Source organism: Bradyrhizobium sp. 41S5, assembly GCF_011516665.3.
Classification (GTDB): domain Bacteria; phylum Pseudomonadota; class Alphaproteobacteria; order Rhizobiales; family Xanthobacteraceae; genus Bradyrhizobium; species Bradyrhizobium quebecense.
In genome coordinates this window covers 6,458,746-6,473,750 of record NZ_CP083721.1, presented here as the reverse complement: position 1 = coordinate 6,473,750, position 15,005 = coordinate 6,458,746, and the positions used below count along the sequence as shown (strand labels likewise).

The 15,005-nt window shown below is 64.6% G+C and carries 11 protein-coding genes and 1 pseudogene; 9 read left to right on the top strand and 3 right to left on the bottom strand.

From position 1 onward, the window contains the following. Nucleotides 1–239: 239 nt before the first annotated feature. A complete protein-coding gene (locus HAP47_RS31070; protein ID WP_173641298.1) occupies nucleotides 240–2,072 on the bottom strand; it encodes an outer membrane protein assembly factor BamB family protein in 1,833 nt (610 codons plus the stop codon). Between the two features lie 268 nt (nucleotides 2,073–2,340). Here HAP47_RS31070 and HAP47_RS31065 point away from each other — a divergent pair, with 268 nt between their 5' ends. Both HAP47_RS31065 and HAP47_RS31060 read left to right on the top strand, forming a co-directional pair. After that, on the top strand, nucleotides 2,341–3,915 hold the full coding sequence (locus tag HAP47_RS31065; RefSeq protein ID WP_371821684.1) for a sugar ABC transporter ATP-binding protein: 1,575 nt from the start codon (nucleotides 2,341–2,343) through the stop codon (nucleotides 3,913–3,915). Then, nucleotides 3,912–4,904 (top strand): ABC transporter permease, encoded by a 993-nt coding sequence (locus tag HAP47_RS31060; RefSeq protein ID WP_173641300.1) that lies wholly within the window; start codon nucleotides 3,912–3,914, stop codon nucleotides 4,902–4,904. Before HAP47_RS31065 ends, HAP47_RS31060 begins: the two co-directional genes overlap by 4 nt. A 13-nt stretch (nucleotides 4,905–4,917) precedes the next feature. Here HAP47_RS31060 and HAP47_RS31055 read toward each other — a convergent pair. Further along, nucleotides 4,918–5,633 (bottom strand): annotated as a pseudogene (locus HAP47_RS31055) (IS5 family transposase). Nucleotides 5,634–5,904: 271 nt separating this feature from the next. Here HAP47_RS31055 and HAP47_RS31050 point away from each other — a divergent pair. Further along, a complete protein-coding gene (locus HAP47_RS31050; protein ID WP_173641301.1) occupies nucleotides 5,905–7,056 on the top strand; it encodes a substrate-binding domain-containing protein in 1,152 nt (383 codons plus the stop codon). 80 nt (nucleotides 7,057–7,136) lie between these two features. Here HAP47_RS31050 and HAP47_RS31045 read toward each other — a convergent pair whose 3' ends face one another. Further along, the gene (locus HAP47_RS31045; protein ID WP_173641302.1) at nucleotides 7,137–7,931 is read right to left on the bottom strand and encodes a DeoR/GlpR family DNA-binding transcription regulator; all 795 of its coding nucleotides are present in this window, start codon (nucleotides 7,929–7,931) and stop codon (nucleotides 7,137–7,139) included. A gap of 239 nt (nucleotides 7,932–8,170) precedes the next feature. Here HAP47_RS31045 and deoC point away from each other — a divergent pair, with 239 nt between their 5' ends. From deoC to HAP47_RS31015, 6 genes are all read left to right on the top strand, one after another. After that, on the top strand, nucleotides 8,171–9,193 hold the full coding sequence (gene deoC, locus HAP47_RS31040) for a deoxyribose-phosphate aldolase (RefSeq protein WP_173641303.1): 1,023 nt from the start codon (nucleotides 8,171–8,173) through the stop codon (nucleotides 9,191–9,193). A 10-nt stretch (nucleotides 9,194–9,203) separates the two neighbouring features. Continuing rightward, nucleotides 9,204–11,591: an aldehyde dehydrogenase family protein gene (locus tag HAP47_RS31035; protein ID WP_173641304.1), complete on the top strand. Its 2,388-nt coding sequence runs from the start codon at nucleotides 9,204–9,206 to the stop codon at nucleotides 11,589–11,591. 81 nt (nucleotides 11,592–11,672) lie between these two features. Continuing rightward, nucleotides 11,673–12,128 (top strand): RbsD/FucU family protein, encoded by a 456-nt coding sequence (locus HAP47_RS31030; RefSeq protein ID WP_173641305.1) that lies wholly within the window; start codon nucleotides 11,673–11,675, stop codon nucleotides 12,126–12,128. Nucleotides 12,129–12,132: 4 nt separating this feature from the next. Continuing rightward, complete coding sequence (gene rbsK, locus HAP47_RS31025) at nucleotides 12,133–13,056, top strand: ribokinase (protein ID WP_173641306.1); 924 nt, start codon at nucleotides 12,133–12,135, stop codon at nucleotides 13,054–13,056. Between the two features lie 7 nt (nucleotides 13,057–13,063). Beyond that, a complete protein-coding gene (locus HAP47_RS31020; protein WP_173641307.1) occupies nucleotides 13,064–13,939 on the top strand; it encodes a carbohydrate ABC transporter permease in 876 nt (291 codons plus the stop codon). Further along, nucleotides 13,936–14,973 (top strand): carbohydrate ABC transporter permease, encoded by a 1,038-nt coding sequence (locus tag HAP47_RS31015; protein WP_173641308.1) that lies wholly within the window; start codon nucleotides 13,936–13,938, stop codon nucleotides 14,971–14,973. The genes HAP47_RS31020 and HAP47_RS31015 overlap by 4 nt, the downstream gene beginning before the upstream one ends. Nucleotides 14,974–15,005: the final 32 nt, after the last annotated feature.

Sequence of the window (15,005 nt, the reverse complement as noted above, 5' to 3'; positions counted from 1 at the left end):
TCGATTTGTGGCGCGGCAGCCATGTCCGTCGATTCGATTCGACACCGCTCGGAACCCGACGTGCGACGATTGCTGGGCACGAGGGAAAGGCGCTTGGACGTGATGTTGCGTAGCACCGTCACCAAGCACCAGAAGGCCTCCCGTCGGACCTGTCAGCCGATCCTGGCCGACATCAAAGCACGAATAGCCCTTGGCGAGTAGTGCTCAACGTGCCGTCGCAAATGCTGACATTGCGTTTGTCAGGGGTTGCCGACCTCGAAGGCCAGCAGAACGTTGCCGGGCAGGCCGCCCCATTGCGCGTAGCCGGAATTGACATACAGCATGCCGTCGACGACGACCGCGCCGGGGCCGTCCATGGCGCCACCACGGGCCGGAACACCATTCACCGTGGTGTAGTCGCGCGCGGTGTCGATCTCCCAAAGCAGCCGCGCATCATCGGTGGCGTAGGCGCGCAAGAAACCGCTCACGCCGCCCGAGAAGACAACGCCGGGAATGAGGGTGACCGCTGCGGACAGGGCGGGACTGCATTGGGGACGATCGCCACAGGCAACCGGCGCCACCTGCATCGCGATTTTCCCGGTCGCAAGATCGAGGCCAAACAGGCCGCCGCCTTCGCTTGAGTTGAGGCGCCTCGAGCCGTCCCTCAGAAACCGCACGTCCGAATTGGCGACATAGATTCGGTCCTGGTCCGCGGCGGAGCCCCACTCGGTCCCGCCCAATGGGCCACCTTGGCCGATCCGCGTCTGCCACAGGATCTTGCCCTCTTGGTCGGGATCGAGTGCGTGCACCACGCCGGATTTCTGGCCGATCACCAGCATGCGTTGTCCGTCACGCAAGGTCACCAGGATCGGGGATTGTCCGAAATCGTGGTCGGGGCCGCGGTCCTGCGGACAGTTGCTCTGGTCGGTGCCGAAGCACGCCACGACGAAGCTGTCCTTCGGCGTCGCCTGCCGATGCCAGAGCATTCGCCCGGTCGCGAGATCGAATGCGAGGATGGCATCGCTGGTGTCGGTTGCCGGGTCGGCATAGCTGTTCGACGTCGCGACATAGAGCGCCTGGCGTTGAACATCGATCGTCGGCGCGGACCAGACCGACGCACCCGCCGGACCGAACAGCTGGGTCCCGACGGCGTTCGTCCTCGTGGCCTGCGGCGCTTCAGGGATGGTGTAGGCCTTCCAGATCTGCGCGCCGGTTTCGGCCTTCAGCGCAACCACGCTGCCGCGAAACGTGCAGCATTGGTAGGTGGGGCGAGATCCGATGGCCTCTTCGATCGATGAGACGCCGACATAGACGACGCCGGCATGGAAGGTTGGGGCACCGGTGATCCGGGCGGCCAGATGATCGTCGACCTTGCTCTTCCAGATCAGCGCACCGGTCGCAGCGTTCACGGCGTAGACGTTGGCGCGCACATCGCCAAAGAAAATGGCGGACCGACCATTGTCCAGCGGGGCAACGCTGATGGCCGCCCGGACCGGCGCCTCGGTCGGAAACACCCAGCGGGTGCATCCGCTCTTGGCGTCGAGCGCGTGGACCCTGCGGTCGCCGCCACCCACGAACAGCAAGCCACCGACCACAGTCGGTTGAGCGTTAGCGTTGGACGTGTCAGCAAATCCGAAGGCCCATTTCAGACGCAACCGGGAGACCTGGTCTGGCGTGAGGCCGGCCATGGCGGCCGGCTGAAATCGGCTGTTGTTGATATCCGCGCCCCAGCCGTTCCACCGTGGCCCATCGATCGGTTGCGGGAAGCCGGTCTCGCTCTGCGCGCATTGGCCTGCCCTGTCGGCCGACGCATGCGAGGCGGCCTTGCCGGTAACGAGCGAGGCGATCGCCGCCCGCTCGTCGTTGCTCAGCCCCTGCGCGAAGGATGACATCGCGCCGGTGGTGATCGCACCCAGGACCTCATCGAACGATCTCGATTGCAGCGCGGCGCGGTTCGGCGCGCGGATATCGGTGTTGCTGCTGTCGTGACACTGCGCGCAGCGTTGCGCGTAGAGGTCGGCGCCGCCTTGCTGCGCTGTCGCGGGAAAGCACGACCAGATCAGGACGACGGCAATCGCGGCACTCAGTTTCATCGTGGTTCACCGGCGTTGGCTTTGATGAGATGAGCCACTGAAGCGTAGCACAACCTGCCGGCTTCCATTGAGCGTGGGGAGGCCGGCGGCGTGTATCGGGCGGTGCCGGACCAGGTCGCGACCGGCCGCCCCAATTCGAGCGCCAGTCGGCGCGATCTCCCATTGACAGGTTGCCCGATGTGATAGAATTATAACACAATAAGTTGCAAAAATAACATGATGTCATCATCGCATCAGCTTTTCGCGCGGCGATGGGAGGAAGATGGAATTGTCCGGTTCGATCGCGGCAGAGCCTCGGCAGTCGGCGTCGCTTTTGACGGTCGGTGGCATCAACAAGCGCTTTGGCGGCGTGCGCGCGCTGCGCGACATCAACCTCGAGGTCCTCTCCGGCGAGGTACATGCGCTGCTGGGCGAGAACGGCGCCGGAAAATCCACGCTGATCAAGATCCTCAGCGGCGTTCATGCCGCCGACAGCGGCACGATCGAGATCGCCGGCAAACCAGTGACGTTCGACAGCCCGGCAAGATCGCGCGAAGCGGGGATCGCTGTCGTCTATCAGGACCTCAGCCTCGTCGAATCGCTGAGCGTCGCCGACAATCTGCTGCTCGGCCGCGAGCCGCGCGCGCGGTTCGGCTTTGTCCGGAAGCGCGAGCTGATGGCCAAAGCCGAAGCGTTCCTGGGGGAGCTCGGCATTCCCCTTGATACACGCGCGACGGTCGGCTCGCTGCCGTTCGCCTACCGACAGATGACAGAGATCGCCAAGGCGTTGATGGGCGAGGTGCGGCTCTTGATCCTCGACGAGCCGACATCCTCCCTGACGTCGGATGAGGTCCGCATCCTGTTCGACGCGATCGGCAAGGCGACGCGCCGCGGCGTCGGCGTGATCTACGTGACCCATCGGCTCAACGAGGTGTTCGAGATCTCGCAGCGTGTCACTGTGCTGCGCGATGGCGCCAATGCGGGCACTTTCGTCACCGCCGATACCGACATGAAGCGGCTGGTGAACGCCATCATCGGCACCGATCGGTTGGCGCCGGCAGCATCGCGTGCCACGCCCGCGGCAGTGCGTTCGTTGGATTCATCGCCGGTTCTGTCCCTGTCGGGTGTGTCGAATGACCGGCTGTCGGCCGTCGACTTGTCTGTGGTGAAGGGGGAGATCCACGGCCTTGCCGGATTGATCGGCAGCGGACGCACGGAGATTCTGGAGACGATCTTCGGACTTCGGCCGGCCGAGAGCGGCACGCTCGAGATCGAGGGCCGGCCGTGGCTGCCTAAGAGCGCGGCGAATGCAATCGATCAGGGCGTCGCGCTGGTGCCGGAGGATCGGCACGTGCAGGGCCTGGTGCTCGACCATTCGATCGAACGCAACATCACCTTGCCGCGGATTCCGCATTTCTCGCGTTGGGGCTTCATGCAGCAACGCGCCGCCGCCCGGCGCGCGGACGCCGCGGTCGCGCGGCTTTCGGTGAAAGCGCAAGGCGCTTCCAGCCTGGTCAGGACACTGTCCGGCGGCAACCAACAGAAGGTCGTGTTCGGAAAATGGAACGATCCGCGGCCGCGCGTGCTGCTGCTGGATGAACCGACGGTCGGCGTCGACGTCGGCGCACGCGAGGAAATCTACGGCGTGATCCGCAATGCCGCCCGCGACGGCAGCGGCGTCCTGATCGTCTCCTCGGATCTCGTCGAACTGATCGAGCTCTGCGACCGCATCTCCGTGATCGTCGATGGACGCGTGGCGCGAACGCTGGCGCGCGGCGAGATCGATGATGCCGAAGAGCTCCATCATCTTCTGCAGATGTACCAAGCTTCAGGACAAGGCGTATTGCAAGAGCTGCCCGCATGACCGAACTGACCGCGCCAAATGTCGTCGCCTCGTCGACCCGAACCGATCGCCGCCGCAAGCTGCTGCAGAATCTGCTGCGCGGCGAGCGGCCCTACATGCTCTACATCGCCTTCGTCGTGCTATTGGTCGTGTTCAGCCTGTCCTCGCCCTGGTTCTTGTCGCTCGACAATTTCCTGAATATCGGACGCCAGACGACGCTGGTGTCGATCATCGCCGTCGGTATGACCTTCGTGATTATCGCACGTCAGATCGATCTGTCGGTCGCATCGACGTTGGCGCTGTCCGGCATGGCCGCGGCGCTCGCCATGAGCCAGATCAACAACAGCTGGATCGTCGGCGCGACTGCCGGTCTCGGCACCGGTGCGCTGGTCGGGCTGCTCAATGGCATCCTGACCACGCAGCTTTCGATCCCGTCCTTCCTGGTGACGCTCGGCTCGCTGAGCATGGCGCGGGGGCTGGCGATGATGGTGACCAACACCAAGCCGGTCATCATCACCAACGAGACCTATTTCGCGATTTTCGGCGAAGGCACGTTCCTGGGCATACCCGTTCCCATTGCCTGGACGCTGGTGGCGATGATCGTCGGCATCCTGCTCCTGCACTACAACGTGTTCGGCCGTCGCATCTATGCGGTCGGCGGCAATCCGACCGCGGCGCTCTATTCCGGCATCAACACCAAATGGGTGACGACGGCGGCCTTTGTGCTGACCGGCGCGCTGGCCGGGCTTGCGGCGCTGGTGCTGTCCGCGCGCTCGCATGCCGCCCGGCCTGACGTCGTGCAGGGGATGGAGCTCGATGTCATCGCCGCCGTGATCCTCGGTGGCTGCAGCCTGTTCGGCGGGCGCGGCTACATCCTGGGAACGCTGTTCGGCAGCCTCATCATCGGCACGCTCAACAACGGCCTCGTGCTGCTCGGCGTCAGCTCGCCGATGCAGCTCGTCATCAAGGGAGCGATCATCGTGGCCGCGGTCGCCTTCACGAAACGCTAGGTCGTGTGGACACTTACCGCATCCAAAGGACGATGGCTGCGAGAGTGACGACGGCGCGATAATTTCGGGCGGTCTTTTCGAAGCGGGTTGCGACGCGGCGGAACTGCTTGAGCTTTGAGAAGCAGCATTCGACGAGGTGACGCTGGGCATAGAGGTGCTTGTCCAGCGGGTATTTGAGTGCGCGTGACGGGTTGTTGGGGATGACGGCGAGCGCGCCCTTGGCGGCGATGGCTTGGCGCAAATGATCGGCGTCATAGGCCGTATCGGCCATGACGACCTCGGCAGGTAGTCCCTCGATCAATGCGGCAGCTTGCGGTGCATCGCCCTGCTGGCCTGCGGTCAGCGCGAACCGTACGGGACATCCCAAGCCACGAACGGCCATATGTATCTTGGTGCTCAGCCCCCCGCGCGAGCGGCCGATCGCCTGATCTTCAGACCCCCTTTTTTGGCGCCGGCGGCGTGCTGATGCGCCCGGACGATGGTGGAATCGACGATCAGATATTCGAAGTCCGGATCATCGGACATCGCCTCGAAGATCCGCCACCAGACGCCCTTGATGCTCCATCGACTGAAGCGCCGGAACACGCTGTTCCAATCCCCGAACGCCTCCGGGAGATCACGCCAGGGAGAGCCCGTGCGAACAATCCAAAGTACACCTTCCACGAACATCCGATTGTCGCGCCCAGTGGAGCCCTTCTGGTCGGGGCGACCTATGATCAGCGGCGCCATCCGCTCCCAAGCCGCGTCGCTCAATACCAAACGGTCCATCACACCCAAGACTGCCTCCCCAAAAGCAGTCTTGAATCTGATTTGCGCCTAAAAGGGAATCCTTAGAGTCCACACCACCTAGAGCATGATCCGGAAAAGTGTGAAGCGGTTTTCCGAAAGGATAATGCTCCAATAGGAAGCCAAGCGCATGGGCCGCAAGGTCACTGCGTTGAAGGATAGGGGCAAGGTCGCCGGCCTCCGGTCAATCGGCGACCAAAAAAGGGAGGAAACAATGAAGCCAATCTTGCGACAAACCCTGCCGCTGACCGCGCTTATTGCGGCGTCGGCCATTTCGATCGCGCCCTCGGCCCGTGCCGAAGTGCCGGCAAGCTGCGTCAAGGGCGTCGATCTCGCGACGCTTGGACCGAAATCGATCGTCGGTCAGGGGCCGCACGGCGAGAAGGCCGCGTCGCCGGAGGTGCTCGCGCTGTCGGACGCCGACGCCGCCAAGATCAAGGAGAAACATTTCAAGGTCGGTATCTCCATGCAGACCGTCAACCTCGACTGGGCGCAGCTGCAGATCCAGGGCATCACCGATACGCTGAAGAAGTACGGCGTGACGGTGACCGGCGTCGCGTCCGCCGAATATCAGGTCGACAAACAGATCGCCGACATCGAGAACACCATCCAGCAGCATCCCGACGGCATCATCTCGATCCCGGTCGATTTCACCGCGACCGCGCCGACCTACAAGAAGATCGCGAAGGCCGGCATCAAGCTCGTGTTGATGGACAGCATTCCGACCGGCCTCAAGCATCCGGAGGAATATGCCTCGATGATCTCGGCGGACAGCCAGGGCAATGGCCAGATCGCGGCCCAGATCCTGGCCTCCTGCGTTCCGCAGGGCGCGACCATCGGCCTCGTCAATTTCGGGGTCGACTATTTCAGCACCAACGAGCGCACCAAGGGCGTCCGCGAGTGGATGCAGAAGAACCGTCCCGACATCAAGATGAAGCAGGTCGACTTCACCGATCCGCCGAAAGTGTCGCAGATCGCGGGTGACTTCCTCACCGGCAATCCTGATATCAAGGGTCTGTTCGCGGTCTGGGATCAGCCGGCGCTCGATACGCTGAGCTCGATGCGCGCGCAGGGCATCGATATTCCGGTCACGACCGTCGATCTCGGCCTGCAATCGGCGATCGAGATCGCCAAGGGTGGTCCCTTGAAGGCGACCGGGTCGCAGCGCCCCTATGATCAGGGCGTCGCGGAAGCGATGGCGATGATGAACGCGCTGCTTGGCAAGGAAACGCCCGGCTGGATCGGCGTGCAGTCGCTGCCGGTGACGCAGTCGAACGTGCTCGAATCCTACAAGACGGTGTTCAAGAAGGAGCCGCCGCCGGAACTGACCGACGCCTGCAACAAGGCAAAGCCTGCCTGCAACTGAGCCGCAGGAGTTCGATGCGTGGTCCCGCGAGCCCGCGCATCGTGAGCAGCCTGATCCGGGCGTGCCAGCCCCCGCTCGGATCAGGTTGCGCCGGTCACGTACTCGACAGGAAGGCTGCGGAAGTGCTTGCGCATCTCCGATGACGCCGCGCCGCCGACGATGATCCGCGAGAACGCGCCGATATCGGAAAAGAATGCCGACTTGAGACTGCCGAGCTTGCTCGCGTCGATCACCAGGGTGCTCTCCATCGCGGTCTCGATGACGGCCTGCTTGACGGCGACTTCGTGAAAGTTGGAGCAGCTCGCGCCGCGGGTCCAGTGTACGCCGCCCGCGGAGATGAAGGCCTTGTTGATCCCAAGCCGGCGCAGATAGGACAGGCCGTCGTCCGACGCAAAGGACTGCGACGAGGGATGATAGAGCCCGCCCATCAGCATCACCTGCGTGCCGGGCCGGCGAGTCACGATCGACGCCACGTTCATCGAATAGCAGATCACCGAGAGCGGCAGATCCTCGGGCAGGCAGTCCGCCAGCGACTGCATCGTGGTGCCGCAGTCGATGAAGATCGTATCGCCTTCCTTGATGGAGGCGGCGGCAGCCCGGCAGGCGAGGCGCTTGTCCTGGGTGTGCTGGTCGATTTCCTGCTCGAACGTGTACTTGATGCCGGTCGGCGACGCAGCATTGACGACGTAGCCGCCGAGCAGGGCGAGTGCAGCCTCCGGACCAGCAAGGTCGCGCCGCACCGTCATTTCGGAAACCCCGAGGAGCTCGGCGGCGTCCTTTAGATGCAGCGCGCCACTCGATTCGACGGCGCGGCGCAGCCTCTGCAGGCGCTGGACGCGTGTCTCGCTTGGTCGTGCGTTGGAGATTTCAGCCATTTTGATCGCCGAGCTTGCTTATCCGATTGACAATGATCTTACAATGTTGTGAGTTTATCAACGTCGATTTGTTACAATAGTAACATCCAGTCCGGCGAGCTGATCCGGTGTCGAGACGGTATCGTCCTCGGCAGGGGGGCAAACCCGGCGGCAAGGTCAGGGGAGGATCACATGTTGCGATCGACACATTCAATCTATCTGGCCACCTCGTCGATTCGCTAGGACCGCACGGCGCCACCATGACGCAGAGCGTCTTCATCCAGAATCCGTCCCCGTTGGCCGTGCAATCGCCTTACCCGGCCGGCGAGCATTCGCTCCCGCGCAACAGCGGCCGCGCGCTCGAGATGGATTGGGTCGACGAGATCAGGATCAACCTGTCGGCCGCCGAACGGCGGGTCGCGAGCCTGCCGGGCCGGCGCACGGTCAAGAAGGACGCACAGGCGGGGTGGCTGCTCAAGGCGGTCACCTGCATCGACCTGACCACACTCAACGGCGACGACACGGCCGAACGGGTGAAGCGCCTCTGTGCCAAGGCCAAGACGCCCGTGCGCGGCGACCTTCTCGAGCGGCTTGGCTTTGCCGGGCGCGAACTGCACACCGGAGCGGTCTGTGTCTACCATCGGTTCGTTGCAACGGCTGTCGAAGCGCTCGATGGATCCGGCATTCCGGTCGCCGCCGTTTCCACCGGCTTTCCCGCGGGCCTCGTGCCGCACGATCTGAAGCTGAAGGAGATCGAGGCGTCGGTCCGAGACGGCGCGCAGGAGATCGACATCGTCATCACGCGTGAGCATGTGCTGACCGGCGATTGGCGGGCGCTTTACGCCGAGGTGCGGGATTTCCGCGCCGCCTGCGACAACGCGCATCTGAAGACGATCCTGGCCACCGGCGACCTCAAGACGCTGCGCAATGTCGCAAAGGCCTCGATGGTCTGCATGATGGCCGGTGCCGACTTCATCAAGACCTCTACCGGCAAGGAAGGCGTGAACGCGACGCTGCCGGTGACGCTCGCGATGCTGCGGATGATCCGCATCTATCAGGAGCGGACCGGCTACAAGATCGGCTTCAAGCCGGCCGGCGGCATCTCGACGGCAAAGGACGTGCTCAACTACCAGTTCCTGATGAAGGAGGAACTGGGACGTGACTGGCTCGAGCCGGAGCTGTTCCGTATCGGCGCCTCCAGCCTGCTCGCCGACATCGAGCGGCAGCTCGAGCATCACGTGACCGGCCACTACTCGGCTTTCAACCGTCACCCCGTGGGATGAGACTCCAGCGATGAGCGTCGCAAATTATTTCGAGACCATGGAGTATGGCCCCGCGCCCGAGGCGGACGGCGAGGCGCGTGCCTGGCTGGCGCGGCATGGCGCCACGTTCGGGCATTTCATCGCCGGCAGGTTCACGGCGCCGCATGCGGGCAAACACCTCACGACAAGCGAGCCTGCCACCGGCAAGGTGCTGGCGCGCATCGCGCAGGGCGACGCTGCCGACGTGTCGGCGGCGGTCGACGCCGCGGGCACCGCGCAGGCCGCCTGGGCAAAGCTTGGCGGTCACGGCCGCGCGCGCCATCTCTACGCGTTGGCGCGCATGCTGCAGCGTCACGCCCGGCTGTTCGCCGTACTGGAGGCGATCGACAATGGCAAGCCGATCCGGGAAACCCGCGATCTCGACGTGCCGCTCGCCGCGCGACATTTCCTTTATCACGCCGGCTGGGCGCAGTTGCATGACCGCGAATTCGCCGATCAGGTGCCGATTGGCGTGATCGGCCAGATCATCCCGTGGAATTTCCCGCTGCTGATGCTGGCCTGGAAGATCGCGCCGGCGCTCGCCGCGGGCAATACGGTGGTGCTGAAGCCGGCGGAGTTCACCACGCTCACCGCGCTGTTGTTCGCCGAACTGTCGGCCGAGGCCGGCCTGCCGCCGGGCGTGTTGAACGTCGTCACCGGTGACGGTGCGACCGGTGCGCTGCTCGTCGAAAATCCCGGTGTCGACAAGATCGCCTTCACGGGATCGACCGAGGTCGGGCGGCTGATCCGTCAGGCGACTGCGGGGACCGGAAAATCGCTGACGCTCGAGCTCGGCGGCAAGTCGCCGTTCATCGTGTTCGACGATGCCGATCTCGATGGCGCCGTGGAAGGCGTGGTCGATGCCATCTGGTTCAACCAGGGCCAGGTGTGCTGCGCCGGCTCGCGGCTGCTGCTGCAGGAGGGCATTGCGGAGACCTTCCGCAGGCGCCTGATCCGCCGCATGGAGACACTTCGCGTCGGCATGCCGCTCGACAAGGCGGTCGACATGGGTGCGGTGGTCGCGCCGGTGCAGCTCGAGCGGATCAAGTCGCTGGTCGAGACCGGGGTGAAGGAGGGCGCCGAGAAATATCAGGCGTCCGGCGCGATCCCGTCGGAAGGATGCTTCTATCCGCCCACCCTGCTCTGGAATGTGCATCCGTCGTCGACGGTTGCGACCGAAGAGATCTTCGGCCCTGTCCTGGTGGCGATGACGTTCCGCACTCCCGACGAGGCTGTCATGCTCGCCAACAACACGCGCTACGGCCTTGCCGCCAGCGTGTGGAGCGAGACGATCGGGCTCGCGCTCGACATCGCGCCGAAACTTTTGGCCGGCGTGGTCTGGGTCAATGCGACCAATCTGTTCGACGCCAGCGTCGGCTTCGGCGGCTATCGCGAATCCGGCTTCGGCCGCGAGGGCGGCCGTGAAGGCATGTATGAGTATCTCAAGCCGAAGGCCTGGAGCGGGCGCAAGGCCCGGGCCAAGCCATCGCCGCTGCCGACGGCGTCTGGCGCCAGCGCCGGCTTCGACGTGCCGCCGATCGATCGAACGGCCAAGCTGTTCGTCGGCGGCAAGCAGGTTCGTCCGGACGGCAATTTTTCGCGCGCGGTGCTCTCGCCGAAAGGCCGGCGCGTCGGCGAGGCCGGCGAGGGCAATCGCAAGGATATCCGCAATGCGGTGGCCGCGGCGCGCTCCGCCGAGGGGTGGGCTCGGGCGACGGCGCATAATCGCGCCCAGATCCTTTATTACCTTGCCGAGAATCTTTCCGCGCGCGGCGACGAGTTCGCCCGGCGCGTCGCCGACATGACCGGTGTCTCGGCAGCAAAGGCGCGCACCGAGGTCGATGCCAGCATCGAGCGCCTGTTCAGCTATGGCGCCTGGGCGGACAAATTCGAGGGATCCATCCACGCGCCGCCGCTGCGCGGCGTGGCGCTCGCAATGCATGAGCCGATCGGCGTGGTCGGTGTCGCCTGTCCCGACGAGGCACCGCTGCTCGCCTTCATCAGTCTGGTCGCGCCGCTGGTAGCGATGGGCAACCGGGTGGTCGCCGTGCCGAGCGAGCGGCATCCGCTCGCCGCGACCGACTTCTACCAGGTGCTCGAGACGTCGGACGTGCCGGGCGGCGTAGTCAACATCGTCACTGGTGACCGCAACGATCTCGTCAAGGTCCTTGCCGAGCATGACGATGTCGACGCGCTTTGGGTGTTCGGGTCGCAGGACACTTCCGCGGCTGCCGAACGTCACTCGATCGGCAATCTCAAGCGGACGCTGGTCGATCAAGGCCTCGCGATCGACTGGTACGACAAGGCCGCGAGCGAGGGCCCGATCCTGCTGCGTCATGCCGTGCAGGTGAAGAACATCTGGATTCCGTATGGCGACTAGGGACGTCACTTTGCGGTGATATCGATTGGGGCCCGAACCACGAGAGTTCGGCGATTTGGAAGACAAGGGAGGGGACGCAACGTGCTCAAGGGCATCAATCCACTGCTCAATGCCGACGTGCTCTATGCCCTGCGGGCAATGGGGCACGGCGATCGCCTGGTGGTGTGCGACACCAATTTTCCGGCCGACTCGATCGCGCGCCAGAGCGCGCTTGGCAGGCTGCTGCGCATCGACAATGTGAGTGCCGCCAAGGCGGTCGAAGCCGTTCTCTCGGTGATGCCGCTCGATACGTTTGTCGACGATGCCGCGATCCGCATGGAGATCGTCGGGCAGGCCCAGGAAGTGCCGCCGGTGCAGCGCGAGGTGCAGGCCGCGATCGATCGCGCCGAGGGACGATCCTGGCCGCTCGTCGGCGTCGAGCGCCATGCCTTCTACGAGAAGGCCAAGACGGCCTATTGCGTGATCGCGACCGGCGAGCGGCGCTTCTACGGCTGCTTCCTGTTCAGCAAGGGCGTCATCGCGCCGGACGGGGAGTGACGACATGAGCAAGAATGGCGTCGCCGTCCTCGGCGTCTTCGTCGTCGACCTGGCGTTCCGCGCCGGCAACATGCCGGCGATCGGCGAGACGATCGCCGGATCGGGATTTGCGATGGGGCCCGGCGGCAAGGGGTCCAACCAGGCTGTCGCGGCCGCGCGGGCCGGCGCCAGCGTGAGCTTCATCTCCCGGATCGGCAGCGATGCCTTCGGCGAGCTCGCGATCAAGACCTGGGAGGCCGAGGGAATCCGGCCGCGCGTCGCCAGGACGGCGGAAGCGCCCACTGGAGCTGCGTTCATCTACGTCCACGAGACGCGCGGCGACAACGCAATCATCGTGGTGCCGGGTGCGGCGGGCGGCATCGGCCCGGCCGATGTCGACGCGGTGGCGGATGCCATCCGCGACAGCCGCGTGTTCGTGACGCAACTCGAGCAGCCGGTCGATGCGGCGCGGCGCGGGCTCGAGATCGCGCGCGCCGCCGGCAGCATCACCGTGTTCAATCCGGCGCCGGCGATCAAGTTCGACGCTGGCCTGTTTGCGCTCTGCGATTATGTCGTCCCCAACGAGACCGAGGCCGAAGCGTTGACCGGGATCGCGGTGGGCGATCTCGCCGGTGCCCGCCGCGCCGGAGATGCCTTGCTGGCGAAAGGCGCAGGCACAGCGCTGATCACGCTCGGCGAGCGCGGCGCCTTGTTTCATGCGCGGGACCGCTCGCTGCACGTGCCGCCCTTCGCTGCCGGCAACGTGGTCGAGACCACGGGGGCGGGCGATGCCTTCGTCGGCGGCTTCGCGGCGGCGCTCGCTGATGGCGCGGATCCGCTGGAGGCTGCGCGCTTCGGTTCAGCCGCGGCCGGAATCTCGGTGACGCGACCGGGCACCGCGCCCGCGATGCCCCGGCGCGCGGAGATCGACGCGCTGCTGAAGGGATGATCGCGCGATGATGCGGAACGATCCGATCAAGCATGTCTTCATCTGGCCGGCGGTGCTCGTCGTGCTGGCGATCTCGATCTTTCCGCTGATCTATTCGCTCACCACGAGCTTCCTGAGCTACCGCCTGATTCCGCCGATCCCGCCGCGGGTAGTCTGGCTCGGCAACTATGCCACGCTGTTGCAGGAGCCGCGGTTCTGGAACGCGATCTTCACGACGACGCTGATTGCCCTCATCGCCGTCGCCCTGCAGTACGCGATCGGTTTCGGTGTCGCGCTGGCGCTCAACGCACGGGTGCCGGGCGAGCGGCTGTTTCGTGTCGCCTTGCTGCTGCCCATGCTGCTCGCACCCGTCGCGGTCGCGCTGGTCGCGCGCATGATGTTCAACCCGACGATGGGGCCGCTCAACCAGTTCCTGTCGAAGTTCGGTCTGGTCAACCTGCCGTTCCTCACCAACGGACATTGGGCGCTCGCTTGCATCATTGCAGTCGAGGTCTGGCAGTGGACCCCGTTCGTCATCCTGATGATGCTGGCCGGCCTGCAAACGCTTCCCGAAGATGTCTATGAGGCCGCCGAGCTCGAGAACGCCAGCGCCTGGCAGCAGTTCTGGGGCATCACCTTTCCGATGCTGCTGCCGATCTCGGCTGCGATCGTCTTCATCCGCCTGATCGAGAGCTACAAGATCATGGACACGGTGTTCGTGATGACGGGCGGCGGCCCGGGCGTGGACACCGAGACGCTGACACTGTTCGCCTATCAGGAAGGCTTCAAGAAGTTCAATCTTGGCTATACGTCGGCGCTCAGCTTCCTGTTCCTGATCGCGATCACGATCATCGGCGTCACCTATCTGGCGCTGCTGCGGCCGCATCTGGAGAAGCGCCGATGAGCGGGCAGGGCTTGACCGGACTGTCGCCATGGAGCCGCCGCCTGGTCGCGGTCGGCGTCCTCGCCTGGTGCCTGATCACGGTGTTCCCGCTCTATTGGGTGGTGGTGACCGCATTCAAGACACCACCGGGCGTGGTCGGCGGGCCGACCTATCTGCCGTTCGTCGACTTCACGCCGACGTTGCAGCCCTTCATCGATCTCTATCAGGGAATCCGCGGCGAGTTCTTCCACACCTTCCTGAATTCGACCATCGTCGGCCTGTCTGCGGCAGCCATCGCCACCGCGATCGGCGCGATGGCGGCCTATGCGCTGGTGCGGTTCGAGTTCAGGGTACGCCTTGGTGCGGGCCTCGTGTTCTTCCTGCTCGCACTCGGCGGCTATCTGCTCTTCAATGCGACGTTCGGGTTTACGCGACCGCAGGCCCTGTTGCTCGCCTTTCCGATCGCGCTGATCGCTGCCGTCGTTGCCAATCGCCTGCCGTTGCCCGGACCGATCCTCGGCAATGAGGACATCCTGTTCTGGTTCGTCAGCCAGCGCATGTTCCCGCCGATCGTCACGGCCTTTGCGTTGTATCTGCTCTATAGCGAGATCGGCCGGCTGGGCTTCCAGCTGATCGACAGCTTCGTCGGCCTGACGCTGTGCTACGTCGCCTTCTCGCTGCCGATCGTCGTCTGGCTGATGCGCGACTTCTTCGAGGCGGTGCCGATCGAGGTCGAAGAGGCGGCGATGGTCGACAATGTGCCGAGCTGGCGCATCTTCTTCGGCATCGTGGTGCCGATGTCGATGAACGGGCTGCTGGCGACGTTCATGATCACGCTGGCCTTCGTCTGGAACGAGTTTCTGTTCGCGCTGTTCCTGACCAATTCCAGATGGCAGACGCTGCCCATCCTGGTGGCAGGACAGAACAGCCAGCGCGGCGACGAATGGTGGGCGATATCGGCTGCGGCGCTCGTCGCAATCGTTCCCATGATGATCATGGCGGGCCTGCTCAGCCGGATGATGCGGTCGGGCCTGCTGCTCGGGGCCATCAAATAGCAAAAAACCTTGTAGGGAGGACTAGACGATGT